Annotated in this window: 13 protein-coding genes; 6 read left to right on the plus strand and 7 right to left on the minus strand. The window is 38.0% G+C overall.

The window, feature by feature from the left end; genetic code table 11:
- Positions 1 to 543: 543 nt before the first annotated feature.
- Positions 544 to 1,164 (plus strand): WbqC family protein, encoded by a 621-nt coding sequence (locus K5X82_17385; protein ID QZT39152.1) that lies wholly within the window; start codon positions 544 to 546, stop codon positions 1,162 to 1,164.
- Between the two features lie 62 nt (positions 1,165 to 1,226).
- Here K5X82_17385 and K5X82_17390 read toward each other — a convergent pair whose 3' ends face one another.
- Both K5X82_17390 and K5X82_17395 read right to left on the minus strand, forming a co-directional pair.
- The gene (locus K5X82_17390; GenBank protein ID QZT36986.1) at positions 1,227 to 1,859 is read right to left on the minus strand and encodes an outer membrane lipoprotein carrier protein LolA; all 633 of its coding nucleotides are present in this window, start codon (positions 1,857 to 1,859) and stop codon (positions 1,227 to 1,229) included.
- 41 nt (positions 1,860 to 1,900) lie between these two features.
- Positions 1,901 to 4,420: a DNA translocase FtsK 4TM domain-containing protein gene (locus tag K5X82_17395; GenBank protein ID QZT36987.1), complete on the minus strand. Its 2,520-nt coding sequence runs from the start codon at positions 4,418 to 4,420 to the stop codon at positions 1,901 to 1,903.
- Between the two features lie 263 nt (positions 4,421 to 4,683).
- Here K5X82_17395 and K5X82_17400 point away from each other — a divergent pair, with 263 nt between their 5' ends.
- The gene (locus K5X82_17400; GenBank protein ID QZT36988.1) at positions 4,684 to 5,652 is read left to right on the plus strand and encodes a carbamate kinase; all 969 of its coding nucleotides are present in this window, start codon (positions 4,684 to 4,686) and stop codon (positions 5,650 to 5,652) included.
- 183 nt (positions 5,653 to 5,835) lie between these two features.
- On the plus strand, positions 5,836 to 6,837 hold the full coding sequence (gene argF / locus K5X82_17405) for an ornithine carbamoyltransferase (protein QZT36989.1): 1,002 nt from the start codon (positions 5,836 to 5,838) through the stop codon (positions 6,835 to 6,837).
- A 203-nt stretch (positions 6,838 to 7,040) separates the two neighbouring features.
- Here the strand turns inward: argF and smpB are convergent, their stop codons facing one another.
- Positions 7,041 to 7,496, minus strand: coding sequence for an SsrA-binding protein SmpB (gene smpB / locus K5X82_17410; GenBank protein ID QZT36990.1), 456 nt, complete (start codon positions 7,494 to 7,496; stop codon positions 7,041 to 7,043).
- A 38-nt stretch (positions 7,497 to 7,534) separates the two neighbouring features.
- Positions 7,535 to 8,101 (minus strand): hypothetical protein, encoded by a 567-nt coding sequence (locus K5X82_17415; protein ID QZT36991.1) that lies wholly within the window; start codon positions 8,099 to 8,101, stop codon positions 7,535 to 7,537.
- An 83-nt stretch (positions 8,102 to 8,184) separates the two neighbouring features.
- On the opposite strand from K5X82_17415, the gene miaA reads away from it, so the two are divergent.
- Positions 8,185 to 9,111 (plus strand): tRNA (adenosine(37)-N6)-dimethylallyltransferase MiaA, encoded by a 927-nt coding sequence (gene miaA, locus K5X82_17420; GenBank protein ID QZT36992.1) that lies wholly within the window; start codon positions 8,185 to 8,187, stop codon positions 9,109 to 9,111.
- Positions 9,112 to 9,240: 129 nt separating this feature from the next.
- Here miaA and K5X82_17425 read toward each other — a convergent pair whose 3' ends face one another.
- Complete coding sequence (locus tag K5X82_17425; protein ID QZT36993.1) at positions 9,241 to 9,705, minus strand: hypothetical protein; 465 nt, start codon at positions 9,703 to 9,705, stop codon at positions 9,241 to 9,243.
- A 93-nt stretch (positions 9,706 to 9,798) separates the two neighbouring features.
- Positions 9,799 to 11,991 (minus strand): S9 family peptidase, encoded by a 2,193-nt coding sequence (locus K5X82_17430; protein QZT36994.1) that lies wholly within the window; start codon positions 11,989 to 11,991, stop codon positions 9,799 to 9,801.
- A 958-nt stretch (positions 11,992 to 12,949) separates the two neighbouring features.
- On the opposite strand from K5X82_17430, the gene K5X82_17435 reads away from it, so the two are divergent.
- Entirely contained in the window at positions 12,950 to 13,600 is a 651-nt protein-coding gene (locus K5X82_17435) for a DUF6266 family protein (protein ID QZT36995.1), read from the plus strand.
- A 167-nt stretch (positions 13,601 to 13,767) separates the two neighbouring features.
- Here the strand turns inward: K5X82_17435 and K5X82_17440 are convergent, their stop codons facing one another.
- Positions 13,768 to 15,270, minus strand: coding sequence for a TonB family protein (locus K5X82_17440; protein ID QZT36996.1), 1,503 nt, complete (start codon positions 15,268 to 15,270; stop codon positions 13,768 to 13,770).
- 482 nt (positions 15,271 to 15,752) lie between these two features.
- Here K5X82_17440 and K5X82_17445 point away from each other — a divergent pair, with 482 nt between their 5' ends.
- The gene (locus K5X82_17445; protein QZT36997.1) at positions 15,753 to 18,404 is read left to right on the plus strand and encodes a KAP family NTPase; all 2,652 of its coding nucleotides are present in this window, start codon (positions 15,753 to 15,755) and stop codon (positions 18,402 to 18,404) included.
- The last annotated feature ends 75 nt before the right edge of the window (positions 18,405 to 18,479 follow it).

Here is an 18,479-nt window from a genome sequence, read left to right on the forward strand (position 1 = left end):
TTATGTATTTTAACAAATAAAGATCGTTTTATCTTTTATGCTAAATTAAGATAATGATAGGATGAGATCGTAAACATCTGTTTCGTATGCTTTATTCGTATTAATGTTAATGTATTATGGATTTTAATATATTGATTATTAGTGTTATAGATTGTTGTGTTAGTGTATGTAACAAAAATTAAAGGAAGGCATTATCTAGCTTTATATTTAAACTGATAAAATTCTGTTTAACAAATAAAATGTTAAATAACATATAGACACTTGTTGTTTTTAGAGCATTTATTGCTAAAAATAGAGTATTGCTAACAATATGTAATGTCACAAAAGGGAATGGTTAAGGATAAAAAGAGATGAATGTGTCTTTATCTGGCCTAGGGCATATGTGAATAGAAGTACTATGAAGAGATAAAATAAATATGTTATTAACGATTCAACATCTTTATCTCTTATCGAATGTTTTGATATAAAACGGTTGTCCAAAAAAACATATGGTTATCTTTGTCACCTTATTTCAATATCATTGAAAAATGTATTACTAGATTCATGGAACAAGATATTACTAGAACAATTTTGGCGACGAGCTATTTGGGCAATATTCATCACTATTTTTATAGGATTAATGCAGAAGCAGTCGTGTTAGAAGATATAGAGCGTTATAAGAAACAGACATTTCGTAATCGTTGTCAAATTCTTGGCGCCAATGGTATACAAAATCTAACTGTCCCTGTGATTGCAAAAAATCATTCAATCATTCGTGACGTAAAGATCTCATACGATATACAGTGGCAAAAACAGCATTGGAAAGCGATGTTGGCAGCATATAACCACTCACCTTATTTTGAGTACTACCGTGACTACTTCGAACCCTTTTATCAGAAAAAGTATGATTTCTTATGGGACTTCAATATGGAGATCGAATCCGTAGTTTTAGATCTATTGGACGAATCAAAACCTTTTGAACTCTTTAGCCAAATTGGGCAGGAGGGAACTGCTGTTGTAGATAGGAGAGAGGCAATCACTCCAAAGAAGCCTGTTGAAGATACGAACTTCCTTCAAAAACCATATCGACAGATGATGTTCTCCAAAGGGATGTTTATTCCAAACCTCTCCATTGTTGATCTTCTATTTAATCAAGGAACCGAATCCTATCTCTACCTATCATAAATAAAAAAGGAAAATATCATCAGTGATATTTTCCTTTTTTATTTTATGATGAGTATCGAAACTTATCTCATATCAATTACGTCAACACCTGCGTGATCCGATTCATTGAATTTAAAATAGGTATCTTTAAAATCCTTGTCGGTGATCATCTGATTGATATTAATCGTATAAATATTACCATCAACGGCATAGGTGACAGCCTTATTCAAGCGATTATCTGAAGTGATATATACAATCAACTTCACAAAGTTATCTTCTGTAGAAGGAGTAAGCTCAATCTTATACTCTGTGATACTACCTTTTTTAGTACTCGACAGAAGATTCACTTGCATTCCCTCCTTATACATACGGAACATCTTTGCAGGATCTACTGCTCCCTCTTCTTCACCATCTACATTCGTAATGTTTACTTCGTTTGTATTTGGCATAAAAGAGTAGCTTGTCTTTCCATCAGAGTATATCTCCATCCCTAGCATATACAATCTGTACTTCTCTCCCTTGATAACAAGTTTTCCTGAGTTCGTATCACTAATCTCAGCCTCTTTATTTTCCAATGTGAAATCAAAAGATGCCTCAATTGATGGGTAAGACTCCAACTGTTTTGTAAACTTATCTATAATACTCTTGCCATCTGTTTGGGCATAACTGACTGTTATACTTAAGAGAATAGTGAATAGTAATAATACGTTCTTCATATATTATGTTTATAATGAAATTCTGTCCCAATATAGTCAAATTACAGAGATTGTAACAACATTTCCAAATTTGTTTCATCAGGGATCAATACTTTTCTTGCCTTAGAACCTTCATTTGGCCCCACAACACCAGCATACTCAAGTTGATCGATGATTCGTCCAGCTCTATTATAACCAATAGAAAACTTCCTCTGAATCGCCGAAGTAGAACCTACTTGATTCATAACCAATAATCGTGCCGCTTCTTCAAAAAGCTCATCTCTATTCTCTAAGTCCGCGTCATCAGATAATTGTGATGACTCATCTTTATACTCTGGCAATAAGAAGGCCGTTGGGTAACCTCTCTGTTCTCCAATGAACTCCACCAACTCTTCCACCTCAGGAGTATCAATAAATGCACACTGAACACGAGTCATCTCGCTACCTGTTTGGATAAGCATATCTCCCTTACCGATCAACTGGTTTGCTCCTGGAGAGTCAAGGATCGTACGGCTATCAATCATCGAAGCCACCTTAAATGCTACACGAGCTGGGAAGTTTGCCTTAATAGGACCTGTAATAATATTGGCTGAAGGTCGCTGCGTTGCAATAATCATATGAATACCTACTGCACGCGCCAACTGTGCAATACGAGCAATAGGAGATTCGATCTCTTTACCTGCCGTCATGATCAGGTCGGCAAACTCATCCACGATCACCACAATATATGGTAAGTAATGGTGTCCCTTCTCTGGATTAAGTTTTCGCTCTACAAACTTCTTATTATACTCCTTTATATTTCTTGCATGTGCATTCTTCAGCAGATCATATCGATTATCCATCTCGATACAAACCGAATTAAGTGTATTCTTCACCTTCTGCACATCTGTAATAATAGGCTCTTCTTCATCCTCCATCTTCGCTAGAAAGTGCTTCTCAATAACAGAATAGAGGCTTAGCTCCACCTTCTTCGGATCGACAAACACGAACTTAAGCTGTGAGGGATGTTTCTTAAATAGGAGAGAGGTGATCATCGCATTTAGTCCTACAGACTTACCTTGACCTGTTGCTCCCGCCACCAATATATGGGGCATCTTCACCAAATCAACCATATACACCTCATTCGAAATCGTTTTACCAAAAGCGATCGGTAGTTCATAATCAGATTCAGAAAACTTCTTCGAACCAATAATCTCTCTCATCGATACAATTTGTGCTTTCTGGTTCGGCACCTCAATACCAATAGTTCCTTTTCCTGGAATTGGTGCAATAATACGTATCCCTAATGCCGCCAAACTCAAAGCAATATCGTTCTCTAAGTTCTTAATCTTATTAATACGTACCCCAGGAGCTGGAATTATCTCATACAGAGTAATGGTAGGTCCTGTAGTTGCCTTGATACTCTTTATCTCAATATTATAGTTGCGTAGTGTCTCCACAATACGCTCTTTATTCTCTTGTAACTCATCGTTGGTAACAATACTACTCTGCGAATCGAACTTACGAAGAAGATCCAATCCTGGAAAACGATAAGAGGAAAGATCCAATGTCGGATCATAATCATCCATCGTGGTATGATCAAGTTCGCCCACCTGCTCCTCATGAATGGTCTCTGTAACCTCTAAGCTAAGCTCATCTTCTTCCGCTTCCACAGGAGCTACAGGTATTGGGTTGACTATTGGAGCTGGGGTCGGTTCTTCCTCCATATAAGAGGATGTGGTGGCTGGCATCGGGTCCATCTCAACATGTTCTCTTACAGGGGACTGTACATATGGCTCAAATTCATGGTGCTCCATATGCTCCTCATCCATTGGTTCTTCTGGATACGAGCTCTCTTGTTCGAAAGTCTCTTCCATCACAATATCGGCTTCATTATTACTCACCTTACTTGCAAGACTCTCCTTCTTTACCTTTTTAAACGACAGTGACTTAAAGAAGTTAACGATCCTCTGAAGACCAAATGAAAAGAAGTCAGCCACCTTCTCCATTGCTGATTTAAGTAGATCAGGGAAATTGTCAAACTCATAGATCATAAAAATCATGGCTGTGATAGCAAGGACCAAGAAAGTCCCCAGTTTTCCAATAATGCTATTTAAGAATTGGCTATAATAAAGGCCATAAGCTCCTCCTGGGAAGAAATTAGAGTTCTCATAGAATGCAACAAACAAAAATCCCAATGTAACACTTGTCCATGCCATGATAAGCATCAACTTAACCGACCTGATTAAAAAACGTTTCTTTCCTCCCAAGGCCAAAAAGCCCAGAAGAACAAAAAAGTATACCAACCCAAAAGAGGACAGTCCGAGATATCTATTGATCAAGAAATCACCCAGATAGATTCCTGACTTTCCTCCAATATTGTGTATCGTATTGGTTGGGTCCGAAAGAATATCATGAACCGTAATGCTCAAGGCACTTTGGTCTGATTTACCTAAGATGAAAAATAGTAATAGTGATATCAGTAAATACAGTGCAAACCCGAAAGAAAGGAGTGCAAAAATCAACTTTATCCTTCCCCCTGGTCGCAAGTTTTTAACTTTAGAGAACAGATTGCTTATGCTTTTGGTCTTGTTTTTTATCATGCTATGAAAAAATCCTTTTATTCATTGTCGTTTGTTATTACAAATTTAATCTTTTGTATGGTACTAGTTTTATACTTTCCGTAGAATTTATCTTAAAAAGTGAACTTCACTCCGCTTTGTGTTAAACAAACTGCAAAAGATATGACTTTTATTCTAGTCTATCATGTTCTTAAGCAGGGCTCAAGTCATTGGTTTGTAGATTCTAATTGTGTTATTTTAGTTTTAGAATTTGTTACCAATGATTCCTTTTAATATTTGTATTTATGACAAAACTTGCAGTAATAGCTCTTGGTGGAAACGCTCTCTTACGTTCCAACCAAGAGGGAAATATGGATCAGCAAAATAAGAATACAATGGATACCCTCGAGAACATTGTATTCTTGCTTAAGCAGAACTATAACATTATCATCACGCATGGTAATGGACCACAAGTGGGTAATATTCTTCTTCGTAACGAAGCTGGAACTAGGGATTATGGTATACCTTCCATGCCTCTTGATGTCTGTGTGGCCGATTCGCAAGGGGGTATTGGTTACACCATTGAGCGAAATCTACGCAATCTGTTAAAAAAATATGATATACAGAGAGAAGTGATCACCATGTCATCGATGGTTGAAGTCGATCCTGACGATCATGCTTTTGTTAACTGGACCAAGCGTGTTGGGCCAACATATGACGAAGCCCAAAAGAATGAGTTAGAGCAGAAAAATGGTTGGCAATTCAGATCAACGCCTAAGAAAGAGGGGGCATACCGTCGTGTCGTTCCTTCTCCTACGCCTATCTCTGTGATGAACTCATCTTGGATTAAAGAGTTATGCGATAGAGGGGTCATTGTCATTGCCAGTGGGGGTGGTGGTATCCCTGTCTACTTCGATCAACTGAACAATCTTGTTCCAGTCGAAGGGGTGATCGACAAAGATATGGCCTCTTCTGTTTTAGCAACAAGTGTTGGTGCAGATGAATTTTATATTTTAACCGATGTTCCTTATCTTTATTCTGATTACGGAACACCAAACCAGAAAGTACTCGAATTTCTTGACTATGAAGATGCAGTGGAGTATGGACACCAAGGCGCTTTCGGCGAAGGAACCATGCAGCCTAAAGTCAATGCTTGTCTTGACTTCATTAAGAGTGGTGGAGAGAAAGCGATAATCACCGAAGCAACAAAGCTTCAAGACAAAAAGTTTGGTACGAAAATAACTCTTAAATACGAAGAGACTCATAAAGCATAAACCCGATTGAGTTATGAAATGAGCTATAAGGCTTATGAATATATTTTGTTTAGACAAGACACAATAATCGAAGCATAGCTTTCCTAAGGTGTTATTTTTAACGAAGAACAAACAATATAAAACACGAGAATATAGCTCTTTTCATGATTTAATAGGTGTAAAACCCTTAAAACTACTATTATTATGGCATTCAATATTAAAAATAAAAGTTTCCTCACCCTTCTTGACTACACACCACAAGAGATTCGTTACCTCCTTGAACTTGCTGGCGACCTGAAGAGGGCGAAAAGAGGTGGTTACGAGCAACCAACCATGACTGGTAAAAACATCGCGCTTATCTTCGAAAAGTCATCTACCAGAACACGTTGTGCTTTCGAAGTAGCAGCTTATGACCAAGGAGCTAAAGTAACCTATCTAGGCCCGTCAGGATCACAAATAGGGGTCAAAGAGTCTATGAAAGATACCGCACGCGTGTTAGGTCGTATGTACGATGGTATTGAGTATCGTGGTTACGGACAACAGATCGTGAATGAATTAGCCGATTTTGCTGGTGTCCCTGTATGGAATGGTTTAACAAACGAGTTCCATCCAACACAGATCCTTGCCGACTTCCTAACCATGATGGAACACACATCTAAAGATCTTTCCGATGTAAAATTCGCCTTCCTGGGGGACGCTCGAAACAACATGGGGAACTCATTAATGGTTGGAGCTGCTAAATTAGGTATGGACTTCCGTGCTGCTGCACCTGCTCAATGTCAACCAAAGCAAAAACTACAAGATAGATGCCATGAAATCGCAGCACAAACAGGAGGTAAGATCACAATCACCGATTCGGTTGCGGAGGCAGTAAAAGATTGTGACTTTATCTATACAGATGTATGGGTTTCTATGGGAGAACCAGAAGAGGTGTGGAACGAAAGAATTGCCCTGTTGAAGCCATTCCAAGTCAATAAAGAGGTGATGGAGATGACTGGAAATAAAGACGTAAAGTTCCTTCACTGTCTTCCTGCCTTCCACAACTGTGAAACACAAATTGGACAAGATATCCACTCTAAATATGGATTGAATGCCATGGAAGTAACTGATGAGGTCTTCGAAAGCGAAGCTTCTATTGTATTTGATGAAGCAGAGAATAGAATGCACACCATCAAAGCAGTAATGGTAGCCACTCTAGGTTCTTAATCGTTTAAACGGTATAAAACCAGTTAAAGAATTTAAAGAATAAGGGCTGAAAGTACGAACCGTCTTGGTATCGTACTTTCAGCCCTTTGAATAACTGTAGTTGTTATTTCCCACATTCACCATAAGAACATCACCTTTCGGAATATCTATGGACTGTAATTTTGTGGCGGAATATTTGATGTCAAGACGAGATCACAACTCTTTTAAAATCTCTTTTTACGATCCATCTCTCTTTTTGCATCGTTTAGCTTAAGGGTCTCACGCTTATCGTAATTCTTCTTACCCTTAGCCAGTCCGATCTCCATTTTAGCGAAACCTTTGTCGGTAATAAATAGACGTAGAGGTATTATGGTTAATCCAGTCTCTTTGATCTTTCTTTCCCACTTACGTATCTCTTTCTTCTGCAAAAGAAGCTTTCTCTCTCTCTTCGCGATATGATTGTAGTGCGTACCATAATCATACTCCGAGATCGATAGATTTCTGACATACATCTCCGACTTTTCGAAATAACAGAACGAATCTGAAAGGTTGGCTTTACCTAGTCGAATAGATTTAATCTCTGTTCCAACCAGACATATTCCCGCAACCATTCGTTCAATAATTTCATAATCGAAGGTTGCTCTTTTATTTTTTATATTTACTGTTTTCTGAATTTTCATGACAAAATAATCAATGTAAAACATGTTATATCTTCTAGCTACAGAAGATTAATCATGTTGAATAGAAGCGAAGTGCCGAAATAGACGAACAAATATAGTAAAATCGTTGCAATTGTGTATCTAATCTTCTCTTGGGGTGCAATATGTTCTTTCGATTGATACAAATAATATATTATATACCCGAAATATGGGCCCAATATCCACACAAAATAGAGCCATGGGATAAGCGTAGTGACCACCTCCAATATCCAGATCGGAATCGTTGCTACCACCAAACAACCGAATATCTCCTCTTGATTCAGTGAACTGTTTGTGACGCTACCAACTTTAGCTACAAACCACGAAGTGATCCATGGTGTCAGAAACAGTAGTGATGGTTTGGTGACAATCGAATAGAGATCATTGGTGCTGATGCTGGGCTCTATCCATTGATTGATCAGATATTTAAATAATATCACAGACCCATAACTTAGAACCATAATCCATAGATTTGTTTGGGTCATCTGTTTGTCTATATGAGAGCCTAAGGAGGCTATCTGTGAGCCCTTCCCACTAAAAAGTAGGCGTAGGCTATGTATAAAGGTGTCGTACTGTTTTCTGTTCATTTCGCCGTTATTTCTCTTATCGTATTAAAAATAGTGATATTTTTGTAATTCAGTAATAATCTTTACGCTTAATATTTTAAAATATGAATCACAGTAAGTATGATATGATTACAGTTCTTGGTGCAACAGCAACAGGAAAAACATCATTAGCTACCCATGTTGCGGCCAAAATTGATGCTGAAGTAATCTCTGCAGACTCTAGACAAGTCTACCGTGGGATGGATATTGGAACAGGTAAGGATCTTGAGGATTTCACTGTTAATGGACAATCCATACCATATCATCTCATCGATATTTTAGATGCAGGAGCACAATACAATGTTTTCGAATACCAGAAAGACTTTCAAAAAGTATACGAAGAGATGCAAAAACGCAATGTCTTCCCTGTGCTTTGTGGAGGATCTGGTATGTATATCGAAGCCGTACTGAAAGGATACAAGCTCGCTCAAGTGCCCGTCGACGATGCCCTTCGTGAGGAGCTGTCTGTCATGACACTAGAACAGTTGGTCGATCGACTATCAAAGCTAAAGAGAGTTCATAACAATAGCGATATACAAAACAAGAAGAGAGCCATACGTGCTATCGAAATCGAAGAGTATATGGTACACCATCCTGAGCTAGATCTTCAATTCCCTGAAATCAACAGCTTGATGGTTGGTATCGACTTTACAAGAGAAGAGCGTCGAAATCGAATCACACAACGCCTTCACCAACGTATCGACGAAGGGATGGTAGATGAAGTGCAAGGGTTGTTAGACAGTGGGGTCACACCTGAAGGATTGATATATTATGGGCTAGAATATAAGTTTATCACCGAATTTATCACCGGAAAGATAACCAAAGATCGTATGGTAGATGGACTGAATGTAGCCATACATCAGTTCGCAAAACGCCAAATGACGTGGTACCGTCGAATGGAGAAAAATGGCTTCTTGATCCATTGGATTGATGGAAAACTATCCCTCGAAGACAAAACAGATCAAGTTCTTAAGTTATACCAATTGGATTAATCGATGGGCAATAGAGCCTCTATAAAAAAACAAAGGCTACACAAATGTGTAGCCTTTTTTTATAAATCTCAATTGTAGCTTGAGGCTGATCCCCCGAAAAACCTCTACCACCATCTGAGACCTAAATGGTTACTCTACCTCTTTCGATAGAATATATCTTGTGATGAAAATACCTTTATGGTCTCCATCTCCTGCGTCACTCTCTACTGCACTTGTTACATGGATAAGATCCCATCCTTCAGATAGAAGGTTGGTTAACTTGTCTGAAACAACCGCGTCGTTTGATGCAATATTCTGGAAGTTAATACCAGTCATACTATAGAAGTTCAATAGTTTGGTCTCATCAAATTTCTTGATCTTGATCCCTTTTCTTGAAACATTCTTCTGTGAACTTTTTTTGCCATCGTCTCGCTTTGTTGTCAAGTTTTCTGAGCTAATATCCGACTTCTCTTCAATCACTCGCGAACGTCCTATACCCATTGGTACAATTGACTCAATAGTGGTGACTATCTTGATAACTTTCTTTGCACTAGCTGGGACTGTTCCTACAACTAATAGGATAACCAACCCAATAAAAAATTTCATTTTATTCATCTGTAATAAATTATTTGTCCTACCTAGATCACATTGTATATACATAAGTATGCAGACGAAACAATTTATTACAGATAAATGAAACTTTTTTTATTATTTCAAATTATCGTCTAAAAATGACGTGAACATTTTATACAGATGACGACGTGTCTTTCCACCATAAATACCATGGTTTCTGTTCGTATAACTCATCATCTGGAAAGGGACACCTGCTTGAACCAACACCTCTGCCAGCTCTGCGGTATTCTGATAATGAACATTGTCATCCGCAGTTCCATGTACCAATAGATACTTGCCTTTTATTTTTGGTGCCCAATAGATAGGAGAGTTCTTATCATATCCCTCGGCATTCTCCTGTGGCTTTCTCATATATCTTTCCGTATAGACTGAATCATAAAACCTCCAATTGGTAACTGGTGCCACTGCAATAGCTGCTTTGAAAACATCCGCACCTTTAGATAGACATAAAGTCGACATAAAGCCTCCATAACTCCATCCCCATATCGCGATGTTCTTCTGATCGACGTAATCCAACGATCCTAGATACTTACCTGCATCAATCTGGTCGTCGCTCTCCAAATGTCCCAAGTCCATATAAGTACATTTTCTGAACTCTTCGCCTCTTGCACCTGTTCCCCTTGGGTCAACACAGGCCACAATATAACCTTTTTCAGCCATATAATCATACCAACTCACACGAAACACATCCAACACCTGTTGCGAATTAGGTCCACTATATTGTGTCATCAACACCGGATACTTATGGTTTGGATCAAAATTAGATGGCTTAATCATATACCCATTCAATGAGATTCCTTCGCTGTTCTTAAAACTGAAGAACTCTTTGGTTGGCATCTCGTAGTTTGCCATCTTCTCATTCAATGCCTTGTTCGCCTCTAAAGTACGGAGGGTCTTCCCTTTTCTATCCTTCAAAGAGGTGATTACAGGAGTATTCAAATCAGTGAAAGTGTGAATAAAGTACGTATAGTTACTACTGAAGATCGCATTGTTGGTGCCCGTTTTAGATGCTATAGCATACGTTTTCTTCCCACTGTAAAGTGTAGCATACACCTCTCTCTGCATCGCACTCTTCTTCGCTGCTTGATAATAGAAAACTTTACGCTTGGTATCATAACCGTAATACTCCGTTACATCATAATCACCAGGAGTAAGCTTACGTACCAAACCTCCAAGCTTGCTATATAGATAAAGATGCATATAACCATCCTTTTCACTACCTACAACAAACTCCTTATCGTTAGGCAAGAAAGTCAAGTAGTCATACGTGCTCTCATCAATATATCGACTATTCTTATCCGTATATATTACTCGTGTATCTCCTGAGAATGGATTCGCCAACATCAGCTCCAACTTGTCTTGACGACGATTCAAACGAATCACACCCAAATCAGATCCCGAATAGGTCCAACGAATACGTGGAATATACTGATCCACCTCTTCACCAACATCCACCTTAATGGTGTTTCTCTTCTTAATATCGTAAACATGAACACTCACATGGGCATTCTCTTCACCTGCTTTAGGATACTTGTAGGTATACTCCCCTGGATACAACTTGTTTGCCTCATAGCTTGGGTGACTTCCTTTATACATCGGAAAACTGAAAGTACGAACATGAGCCTCATTAAACTTCATATAAGCCAACTTCTTACTGTCAGGCGACCACTCAAAAGCCCTACTAAAAGCAAACTCCTCCTCATAAACCCAGTCTGGAGCACCATTAATAATCTTATTAAACTCCCCATCTTTCGTGATCTGCTTCTCCGTACCAAAATAGAGCGTCGAAACAAAAAGATTGTTCTTCCTCACAAATGCAATACGGTTTCCATCAGGCGAAAACGTAGCCAACTGTTGTGCTCCATTCTTCGATAGAGCCTGTAGCTTCTTTGTGACAAAATTATATACATAATACTCCGCTGTAAACGAATGACGATATATCGGTTTTACCTCTGTGGTAAGCATCACCTTGCTCTCTGTATCCGAAAACTGATAGTCTGAAAAATGCTTAATAGGCGTATCTTCAATTCCTGTAATATCCAAAAGAACCGAAACCTTCTTTCCTGTCTTATAGTTGTATTTTACAATCTGTGTACCTTCCTTTTCCAAAGTCGTATAATGTAACCCGTCCTTCATACTACGGATACCATATATTCTTTCGGCAGAGAAAGTCCTCTTACTGATGACATCCTCAAAAGAGATTTTCTCAGCTAAAAGTGGAGATGAGATCATTAAGATCGCTAAGACCGAAAACAATAGTCGTTTCATAAGATCTATTTTTATATTTAAATGTTCTATATGTTTCTTTGATTATCAATTAAAGTGTACTGCCTATCCAAATTACACCCTTCCAAAAGTTGCAACATATCGAAATGATATCTCACTATAGAATACAACATTTACACTTTAATCACTCAAAGGTATTAAGGAGTTACAAAGAAAACAAAGATCTTTTTCATAATCTATAATAAAAATAACACACTTTTTTTTAACACCCCCCAATATATTCCATCTCCAAAACAGATTTAACCCCTCCCAAAAAAACACCACACCATAAACACTACCCCAAACATTCATCCCACGATTTCCCTTCGTCCTCCCAGCCAAATTCCACACCTTCCATTACTCTCCCCCTCCAAACCTCCCCCCACATCTCCTAATATGCCCTCCCACATCCCTCTGTATTACTTACTACCTTCCCCTGACTTAATCCGTACTTAACCCGTCTCTAATCCGCCCTTAATCCGTCCTTTGTCCATGCTTTAGCCATGGTTCGTCCATGGTTTGTCCATCGATTTCGGGGGTTTCGATGGCTGAACCATGGAGGAATGTTGGACAAATCATGGACAAAGGACGGATTAAGGACTTATTAGGGATTTATCAAGGACGGGTTAGAGACAGATTAAGTCCGAGGTTGGTGGGTTTGAATTATAGGGTATGGGGACTCAAATTGGCGATAAGGGGCAATTAGCTCCCTATTTGGGAATCTTGGCATCAACTTATCTAGTTGTTTCAGTGATAAGATAGTCCCTCGTCTGAGCTTTGAAGGATTTGATTTTTGCGTCTTTTAGGGGGGTAAGATCTCTGTATAGTGATGGAAAAATCATACATTTTCATACATAATCGCACATAATCATACAGACGCCTAATATTTCTTTGGTTGTTAGTTTGGGATTTGATAACTTCTATGTAGTACTTTAATAATTAACTATTTAAACTATTTGTTATGGGGGTTTTACGTAAAGGGATATTAGGTGGATTCAGTGGAAAGACAGGAAGTGTTGTGGGAGTTAGATATCGAAATAATGATATAATTCGCTCTCATCCTGAATGGATAAAAAAGAAGAGACGATCACCAAGAGTGAAACGGCACTGTGATCGTTTTGGAGCGGCCGCTAGGTTTGTGTCCAATGCAAGGTCTCTTGCTCGGATCGGTTTTGTCGAGAATAGAGCATCACGAAATTTCTTAAATGACGGGATTGCGGCAAATTTGTCAAATATCAAAGTGGTTGATGGGCAAATTGAGATGGATTTTCCTCAGTTAAAATTATCGCAGGGAAAGTTACCCATTATAGATCGTTTTAGAGTTGAAGAGCAGTCCACTGAACGTCTTCTGCTTGTGTGGGACAGGAATGATAATTTCAATATAGATGGTGAAGCGTGTATGATTCATCTGTTGGTCTATAGGGATGATATGTGCTATTTGAAATGTTATAGATCAAAAGTAAAAGCTTCTGATCTTCGCTTTGAACTCTCTCTTACAGATGATATGCAAGGGCATAAACTGCATCTCTATGCCTTCTATAGTCTACCTGATGCGCAGACTAATGATCATATCTCTGCGACCTCTTATACCCATTGTTCCGCTATTCCATAATGAACTGTGATACAATGTATCTCTCTCGTGATAATTGAGAGGCACTTTTTGAGGACGGGTATAATGAAAGGTTAGATGCGAGCATCGCATCTAACCGTGGCATATGATGTTTTCTTGGTGTAGACACGAGCATCGTGTCTACACCAAGAAATGTTGGGTAAATCTGGTTAGTTTAGTTCAAAATTGATTGGTATAGTGAAGAATGTAGGATAGGGCATGTTGTGTGCGATACGAGTGGGAAGTTTGGGTGCAAGTTCGAGGACACGAAAGGCTTCTACGGATAGAAGTGGATGGGGAGATTTAATGACTTTAAGGTCTGTTATTTCTCCTTCGACTGTGAGTACGAAGCTAACCAATACACTCCCTTGGATCTTTTGTTCCCACATTGTTTTGGGGTACTTGATATTTTGTTCTATGGAGGATAGTAATGTTTTTGATCCTTTTTTTACTCTTTCTTTTGATGCCTCTTTTTCGTTCATACAACGGGTTGTTTTACCATCTTTGTCGAAGCAGGTGGTATGGGTTTGTCTGTTGTTTTGGTACGTCTCAGAAGATGCCTTGGTGCCGTCTTTTCTGAACCATTCCCAATTGCCTGTCTTTTTGCCATTTTTGTATTCACCTTTTCCCATTAATGCTCCGTTTTCATAATATTCTGTGTAGTTGCCGTGAAAAGTAAGCGTGTTGTACTTGGTGTATATTGCTGTGTTTTTTGATAGAATTGCTTTTGTTCCACACCAATAGGTGGTGACATCAACAAGACTATCTCTTTTGTTGGTGATGATACGGTACATGTGTGATTTGCTGGGGTCGTTTTGATCTTTTCCAATCCCGTTAAGATATACAGGTTGGTTGAGTGTGTATTTGATGGCTCTTCGTGTTTTCTTTAGGTTAAAATTGATATGGATAACTTTATGGATTCGGCATGGTAGATTGTGTTCAATGAATGGTTCTGCTTTGGGAAAGTTTTTCACGACACGGATGGCTTCTTTGTCTAATAAAGGATCTGCTGATTGAAGTATTTCGATATCTTCTATGGCTCCTTTTTCATTGATGTCGTAGGAGAGAATTACTTTTCCTTCTATCCCTTTCTCCCATGCTTCTTCAGGGTAATAGATGTTTGTACGAATTTCTCTTTTAATAAATTTGTGGTATTTTATGCTTAGTTCGAAGGTAAATGGATGGTTTTCGTTGCTTGCGATCTCTCCATTTTTATCCCAGTAGTATGCTTCTTTGATTTTGTTGTTACTGTATTTTTCGGAAGCGGATTTTGTTCCATCTTGTCGATACCATGTCCATTGTCCTTGCTTCAGATTCTTTTTGTAGGTTCCTTCTCCTTTCACTTTACCGTCTTCGTAGTATGCCGTATAGCTTCCCTCTAGGGTTAGTGTTTTGTTTGATTTTAGTTTTCCTGTTGATTTGGAGATGAGTTGATGGGTTGCTTTGTTATAGGTTTGGACCTCTACTAGTTTGTCTTCTCTCGGTGTGATAATTCGATAGAAGGATGCCATGATGGGTTTTACCTTTTTTTGGCATGTAAAATCGAAATAGGTTTTGTCACCAACTTTATACTTTATTTTTGTTGGTTTCTTTGTGTCTTTTTGTGCAAAGCACTGGGAGGTGATCGCAAAGATCGCTAATGTTAGGGCTAAGATTGCTTTTTTTCTACTCATAGGATTTGATTTGTGTTAGTGTTTAGTGAAAATAGTTGTACTAATGTTAATTAACGTAAATTATAGTGATTGATTGTGATGAAACTTATGTTTTTGTTCTATCTCTTTACGATGCTTCCTCTTTCCCTGAAAGGGAAACCGAACATAGCCCAATGGTGAGAACCATAGATTGACCGTAAGGTCAAGGTATTGGTTGGAGCCTTGGGTAGTAGTGTAAAAACAATTTAAGGGCTGTAAGTCCGATCCCATGACCTCATTCCATCGACGTTGGATTGCGTAGTTTGTGCCAATTCATTGGCACGCCGTGTGTGTTGTATTATCTAAGTTTAGGTATCCCTCTCGTGCCAATGAATTGGCACAAACTTGGTTGTACTGTATATTGAAAGGACATGACTTTGTGATGGTGATTTAATTTGCTGAAATTATGATTGGAGTAAATGATAATTAAGTATATTTATAGTACAATATTCCATTTACATCTAATGAGTCCATTTCAATATAATTCTGATAAGAAAAACCGATCTTTTGTAGGTCAGGTAATAAGTTTAACAAAGCTTTATAAGAAAGAGATGTTCTTCTCTCTTCTGTCAATAGTCTTGGTTTATGGCTTTTATACACCTTTTACCTCTTTTATTACTCGAACCTTAGTCCGAAAACTTCTGGGATATGTTCCATCGAATAGTATTACCTTGATTTTTGTGATGGTTTTCTGTCTGTTTTTATGGGGAATTTATGTGATCGAAAAGATCCAAAAACGTTATGTTGTTCCGAGAAGGGATTACTTCTGGGTAGGATTCGTAACTTTCTGGTATGTCATCTTTCGTTTTGATCTTCTTTTGCCAGAGCCATTGATGTGGTCGTATACTCCGATCTTTAGGAATCTCGGGTTTTGTTATGTGGATCTGTGGATTGTGGTACCACTGGGTGTTTTAATTGCATGGGTTGTTATTTGTAAGAAACAGAAAGAAGAAGTGGGTGCTGAGGATTTGAATCTTCTGGACGATAAAGAGGTCGACACGTATGTTGATCTTTTTCCTTCTCGAAGAGGTCAGGTTGATTTTATTCTACGCGAGTTGCAAAGTATTGGAAGGAATCGGTCTTTTGCGATCGGAATTACGAGTCCATGGGGTGGAGGAAAAACGTCATTTTTAAATGCCATTAAAGATCGTATCTCCAAAGACCATTGGACTAAGGAGGATTTTCGTCGTGCAAAGATTGAGATCGAAGAGGAGGAGGTGAAGTTATATCGTGACGATAATATCAAGATTAAAAAGGGAGACTATCTTTTTGTGGATTATAGTCCATGGTATGCCAATAGTGAAAAAGAGGTGATTGCCCACTTCTTGGATGTGATGAAAGAGAATCTGTCGCCCTACCATGGAGAGTTAGAACGAAATATCGATCGTTATCGCAAATTGCTACTGTCGATGAGTGATTCCAGTTTGAAGAGTGCGGTGGAGAGTTGTGTGGCCTTCTTTTCTGATAATAAAGATATTTCTTCTCTTTTTAATCAGGTAGATCGTTGTATTGAACAAATTGGGCGAAAAGTATTGGTTTTTATGGATGACCTCGATCGCCTTGGACGGGATGAGCTGGTTACCTGTATTAAGATTCTTCGTAATACAGGAAGTTTTAAAAATGTGATCTTCTTGGTAACCTATGATAAGAAATATGTGACCAACCAATTGACCGACTACTTCGCTGTCAAGGCCAATGATTCAAAAGAAGGCGCAAGGTTTCTTGAGAAGTTTATACAGATGGAGGTGATGTTGCCGTATTTGTATCCAGAAGAGATTCGAGATTATGCAATGCGACTGTTCAGAAAAGCACTTCCAGAGCAGGTTGCTGATATTGAGAAAGGAGACCGTTTAAAATTAGAACAGTTCTTTATATTTAGTCCTAGAGGGGACTCTGCAAAACCTATTGATCTTTCTGTTGATCTCAATAACCCTCGGAAATGGGTGACAATTGTCAATCATTGCTATCAAGCATGTACAGTGATGAAAGGAGAATATGATTTTAGGTCACTGATATTAATGCTTGTATTTAAAGAGATTTATCCCAAAGAAGCCGGGATTCTTTTTCAAGAGATAAGTATGTTTCCTTATGAAGAGTTTCGAAAAATGCTTCCAAAGCAAGAAAGAGAGGATAAGAAAAAAGTTAATTCCAGAAGATATGAAATTGGAGATTATGATGTAAAGTATATGCAGTTTATTGATGCCTTGTTTGTTCTGTCAAACTTTGATAGAAGAGACTATCGTGGTTATAATCGAGTTAGTTTTCATCGAAACTATTTATTCTATTATAACTTAAATCTTTCTCCATATGAGATTGATAATGAGGGATTCAATGTTCTTCTTAATTCTCCAGAGGAGTTGTTAAAGCTTAGAGTTAGTAAACTTCGGATAGATTCATTGAATTATATAGCTTTTTGGAAATTATTTGAATATGATATAGAGTCTCGCATCTCATTGGATGAGAAAAGAATTATTGCTTTGATGATTCGTAATGATGAAGAGGATTTCTCTAAAAGGAAAGGGATGGTGCATATTGGAAGTGCCTCAGATACTATAAGCAACAGTCTTAATTCTTATTGTTATGAAGATTTGCGTCAGATTTTTATTGATAAATATGATTTTATTTTATTGGATTGTAAGATCAAGTTTTTAACAGATCAATTGAATAATATTCGTAATGATTTAACTAATCCAGAGTTTGAAAGTTTATGGAATTCATTATCTCTAATTTTGTTGACATTGTTTGGTGAAACGATTCAATCAAATAACTATTCGGGTGCCTTTTTTCAGTGTTATAAAGATATATATCATAATATGGTGTCGCATGGGGCGCTTTACAATCAGATGTTTTCTTTGCTTGATAAGCATATAAACAATAGGGAGGAACTCTATTGTTTTTTAATACAACTCAATAATTTCAAAAGATTATATGATCTGAATAATGTGGGATTTTACAGAATGAAGATATTTTCGGAGAACGATCCATTATTTATTTCTGATCTTGAGAAAAAATTGGGACAAGAGATTATGACAGAAGATCAAAAAGGTAAAGTAGAAGGCTTATATAGCCAATTTATTAGAGTGCATAAAGATTTAGTCATTTCACCGTTGGGCTAAGTTCGGTCACCCCATTCGGGGCTTGGTTGAAATAGTGGTGATTTACTTTTGCGAAAAAATGATGCCTATTAATTT

The organism is Prolixibacteraceae bacterium, from assembly GCA_019856515.1.
GTDB classification, from domain to species: Bacteria; Bacteroidota; Bacteroidia; order Bacteroidales; family Prolixibacteraceae; genus Halosquirtibacter; species Halosquirtibacter xylanolyticus.

Bases quoted from the DNA above. Each gene is read 5' to 3' on its own strand.
- K5X82_17385 (QZT39152.1), top strand. From the start codon at position 544: ATGGAACAAGATATTACTAGAACAATTTTGGCGACGAGCTATTTGGGC.
- K5X82_17390 (QZT36986.1), bottom strand. From the start codon at position 1,859: ATGAAGAACGTATTATTACTATTCACTATTCTCTTAAGTATAACAGTC.
- K5X82_17395 (QZT36987.1), bottom strand. From the start codon at position 4,420: ATGATAAAAAACAAGACCAAAAGCATAAGCAATCTGTTCTCTAAAGTT.
- K5X82_17400 (QZT36988.1), top strand. From the start codon at position 4,684: ATGACAAAACTTGCAGTAATAGCTCTTGGTGGAAACGCTCTCTTACGT.
- argF (QZT36989.1), top strand. From the start codon at position 5,836: ATGGCATTCAATATTAAAAATAAAAGTTTCCTCACCCTTCTTGACTAC.
- smpB (QZT36990.1), bottom strand. From the start codon at position 7,496: ATGAAAATTCAGAAAACAGTAAATATAAAAAATAAAAGAGCAACCTTC.
- K5X82_17415 (QZT36991.1), bottom strand. From the start codon at position 8,101: ATGAACAGAAAACAGTACGACACCTTTATACATAGCCTACGCCTACTT.
- miaA (QZT36992.1), top strand. From the start codon at position 8,185: ATGAATCACAGTAAGTATGATATGATTACAGTTCTTGGTGCAACAGCA.
- K5X82_17425 (QZT36993.1), bottom strand. From the start codon at position 9,705: ATGAATAAAATGAAATTTTTTATTGGGTTGGTTATCCTATTAGTTGTA.
- K5X82_17430 (QZT36994.1), bottom strand. From the start codon at position 11,991: ATGAAACGACTATTGTTTTCGGTCTTAGCGATCTTAATGATCTCATCT.
- K5X82_17435 (QZT36995.1), top strand. From the start codon at position 12,950: ATGGGGGTTTTACGTAAAGGGATATTAGGTGGATTCAGTGGAAAGACA.
- K5X82_17440 (QZT36996.1), bottom strand. From the start codon at position 15,270: ATGAGTAGAAAAAAAGCAATCTTAGCCCTAACATTAGCGATCTTTGCG.
- K5X82_17445 (QZT36997.1), top strand. From the start codon at position 15,753: ATGAGTCCATTTCAATATAATTCTGATAAGAAAAACCGATCTTTTGTA.